Annotated in this window: 3 protein-coding genes; all 3 read left to right on the top strand. The window is 56.5% G+C overall.

Annotation, left to right across the window (positions count from 1 at the left end; genetic code table 11):
• Positions 1-620: glycoside hydrolase family 3 C-terminal domain-containing protein (locus tag H5U38_03920; GenBank protein MBC7186165.1), on the top strand; the 620-nt coding region annotated here is incomplete at its 5' end.
• A 46-nt stretch (positions 621-666) separates the two neighbouring features.
• Positions 667-2,064, top strand: coding sequence for an MFS transporter (locus H5U38_03925; GenBank protein MBC7186166.1), 1,398 nt, complete (start codon positions 667-669; stop codon positions 2,062-2,064).
• A 484-nt stretch (positions 2,065-2,548) separates the two neighbouring features.
• A partial coding sequence (locus H5U38_03930; GenBank protein MBC7186167.1) for a carboxypeptidase-like regulatory domain-containing protein occupies positions 2,549-3,654 on the top strand: 1,106 nt, incomplete at its 3' end.

The raw sequence follows: 3,654 nt of genomic DNA on the forward strand, positions 1-3,654 counted from the left end.
CCATCAACTTCATCGCCCAGCATGTACCGGCCATCTTAGAGTGCTGGTACTTGGGCCAGGAAGCAGGGTATGCTGTGGCCGATGTGCTCTTTGGCGACCACAACCCAGGGGGCAAACTGCCGATTTCTTTCCCTCGCTCCGTGGGACACATCCCGTGCTACTACAACTTCAAGCCCTCTGCTCGCCGGGGATACCTCTTCGATGATGTCACCCCGTTGTTTCCGTTTGGATATGGCCTGAGCTACACGACTTTCAGTTTCAGCAACCTCCGCCTGGAAAAGGAGACGATCCGGGTGGGCGAATCGACGAAGGTGCTTGTTGACGTCGCCAATACCGGAGCGCGCGCCGGGGACGAAGTAGTGCAAATGTACGTGCGGGACATGGTGAGTTCGGTAACACGCCCGGTCAAGGAGTTGCGGGGTTTTCGCAGGATACACCTTGAACCTGGGGGCCGCGTGACGGTGGAATTCTCCGTCGGTTTCGAGGAACTGGCTTTCACCAATATCGACAAGCAACACACAGTGGAGCCAGGTGATTTTGAGATCATGGTGGGCAACTCTTCACGCGATGAGGATTTGATTAAGGTAACTTTGCACGTCGTTGCTGGCGAGAAGAAATAGCAGCCGCATAGGCAGAGCAGCACTAAAATCAGGGTAGGAGTCGACTGTGGAACAGACAAGGCTATCGGTGCGGGAAAAGATCGGCTACAGCCTGGGAGACACCGCCTCGAACTTGTTCTTCCAAAGCTTCATGCTGTTTCTCATGTATTTCTACACGGACGTGGTCGGCCTGCCGGCGGCTGCTGTTGGCACTATGTTCTTGGTGACTCGCATTTGGGATGCCGTCAACGACCCGTTGATGGGGATGATTGCTGACCGTACGCAGACGAGGTGGGGAAAGTTTCGTCCCTACTTGCTGTGGTTTGCGATTCCCTTTGGCGTTATGGGGGTGCTCACCTTCACCGCACCCGGTTTCAGCACCTCGGGCAAGCTCATCTATGCCTACGCAACCTATACCGTGATGCTGATGGTCTATACGGCCATCAACGTTCCCTACTCGGCACTCATGGGCGTCATCACCCCCAATTCGTTGGAGCGGACCGAAATTTCGTCATACCGGTTTGTGGCAGCGTTCGTAGGCGGGTTTATCGTCCAAGCGGCCACCATGTCGCTGGTAAAGTATTTTGGGCACGGCAACGAGGCGGCAGGGTGGCAGAGGGCGATGGGGTGTCTGTCGGCACTGGCGGTGGCGCTGTTCATCCTCACCTTCGCCTCGACAAAGGAACGCGTCTACCCGCCAAAGGGGCAAAAGTCTGACTTCTTCCAGGATCTGCGCGATTTGCTCGGCAACAGACCTTGGGTGCTGGTGGCCGTGGCCACCGTGTTTCAGCTCGTCTATATCGTCATGCGCAACAGCTCTATCCCATACTTTTTCAAGTATTACATCCAGAACCAGCAATTCACGCTTCTGGGCAAGCCCACTACTCTTTCATTTGAGACCCTCACCTCGTCATTCCTGCTTTCAGGTACCATCGTGACCATCATCGGCGCGGTTCTGACGAAGTGGTTTGCCAAAGTGTTCGACAAGAAGAACGCTTACTCCGGCTTCCTCATTCTCAGCGCGGTGTGCTGTGCGTTATTCCGATTACTCAAGCCGCACCAACTACCGCTCATATACGCTCTGAATCTTGTGTTGTCTTTCTCTTTGGGGCCTGTGTCGGTTCTGCAATGGGCGATGTACACCGACACGGCAGACTACTCGGAGTGGAAGAACAGGCGCCGCGCTACGGGGTTGGTCATGTCCGCTTCCCTCTTTGCCCTCAAGCTCGGCCTTACCTTGGGGGGCGCTTTGGTGGGATGGATCCTGGCACACTACGGGTTTGTGGCGAACCAACCCCAGACGGGCAGGGCGCTGGATGGTATCCTTCTGTTGATGAGCGTGTTTCCCGCCCTCGCGGGCATCCTGGGAGGGGGAGTAATGCTCTTCTACCCCCTGACCAACAAGATGATGCAAAAGATCGAGAGGGAGTTGGCGAGCCGACGCGAGGCAGCGGCGGCTGCATAACAGCGCGCGAGGGGACAGGGGGGGACAAGGCAGAAAAGGCGCAGAACGCGAAAATTCTCCTTGACATTTTGAACCGCTTTTGTTATATTGGAACTGGTTCAAGTGAGCCTATCCTCACTAGTGCTGTCACAATATCCGGCCGTGGCTGTCGCGGCCGAGGTGCGAGCCTGGGATAGTTTCCGGGCATCGGCTAATGAGCGAAAGATATTGTGAGCTATGAACCGCATGTGGTGTGATCCCTCCTCTGAGTTTCTCTCGGCGTGGGCCGCAGCACAACCTGGCCTGCCAAGTCCTTTCCACAGCAGTCTACCACGAATTTCCATGAACTCGGGCAGCGCCACTGGACGACGGCCTCCGTGTGCACGCCTCGCAAATTGGCGAAGGTGGCATCTCCGTTTCGGCTACTCTGTCGTGGCAGCGCCGGAGGCCGAGACATGGTCCCATCGGTAACCGTGACGACCGGAAAACAGGAGAGGCAATCGCCATGATCAGAAAACCCGCTCGTTTTTCCGGAAGCTGTCTTCCGTGGCCATCAGCCAGATTCGACTTGAGTCGATTCCTTTTCTGTTTGCTTCTGACGTCGCTTACGCCCCATCTGCTGATGGCTGCGGCGGTGATTAGGGGGAGGGTTTTTGACAAGGAAACCAAAGAAGCTCTACCCTCCGCAAATGTCTTCATCAAGGGTACCACTATCGGTGCCGCTTCCGACCTCGAAGGTTATTACACCATCTACAACGTCCCTCTTGGCAAGCACACCCTGGTAGTTTCCTACATAGGCTACAGCACCGTGAACATTGATGTCATGGTGACCGGCAGTGGAACCATCCGGCAGGATTTTGCCTTGGAGCGGGTGGTGCTGAGAGGCAAAGAGGTTGTCGTCACCGCGCAAGCGCAAGGCCAGATTCAGGCGATCACCCAGCAGCTCGCTTCCGACAAGATCGCCAACGTGGTTTCTGAGGCGCGCATTCAGGAGTTGCCCGATTTTAACGCTGCCCAGGCGATTAGCCGCTTGCCTGGGGTGTCGACCCTCCTCAGCTCTGGCGAGGCGAACAAGGTGGTAATCCGCGGCCTCGCGCCGCAATACAACGCGGTCTCTCTGGAGGGCGTGAGACTTGCCTCAACAGGAAGCACGCAGATCGGCGTGGCCTCGCAGCCAGGCACCACTGCGGGCACTCTCAATACCGACCGCAGCACGGATGTCTCAATGATTTCCCCCTACATGATAAAGACGATCGCCCTCTACAAGTCGCTCACTCCCGACATGGACGCCAACACGATAGGCGGCACCGTCAACATGGAGCTACGTGAGGCCCCTTCAGAGCTGCACTATGACTTGCTGTGGCAATCCGGGTACACGAGGAAGAGCGGCACCTATGACAACTACCGCGCGGTGGCCTCGACAAGTAAGCGTTTCTTGGACGATAAGCTTGGTGTCTATGTCTTGGGCAACCTGGAAAAGTATGATCGAAACTCGGATAACATGAGCGCTGCCTACGCTACGGCCAGCAGCACCATAGACACCACCACCGGATACCGACCTGTGCGCGTGAACAACGTGGCGCTGAATCGCCACATCGAAACGCGTAAGCG

Source organism: Calditrichota bacterium (genome assembly GCA_014359355.1).
In the GTDB taxonomy this organism is placed as follows: Bacteria; Zhuqueibacterota; Zhuqueibacteria; order JANLFK01; family Oleimicrobiaceae; genus Oleimicrobium.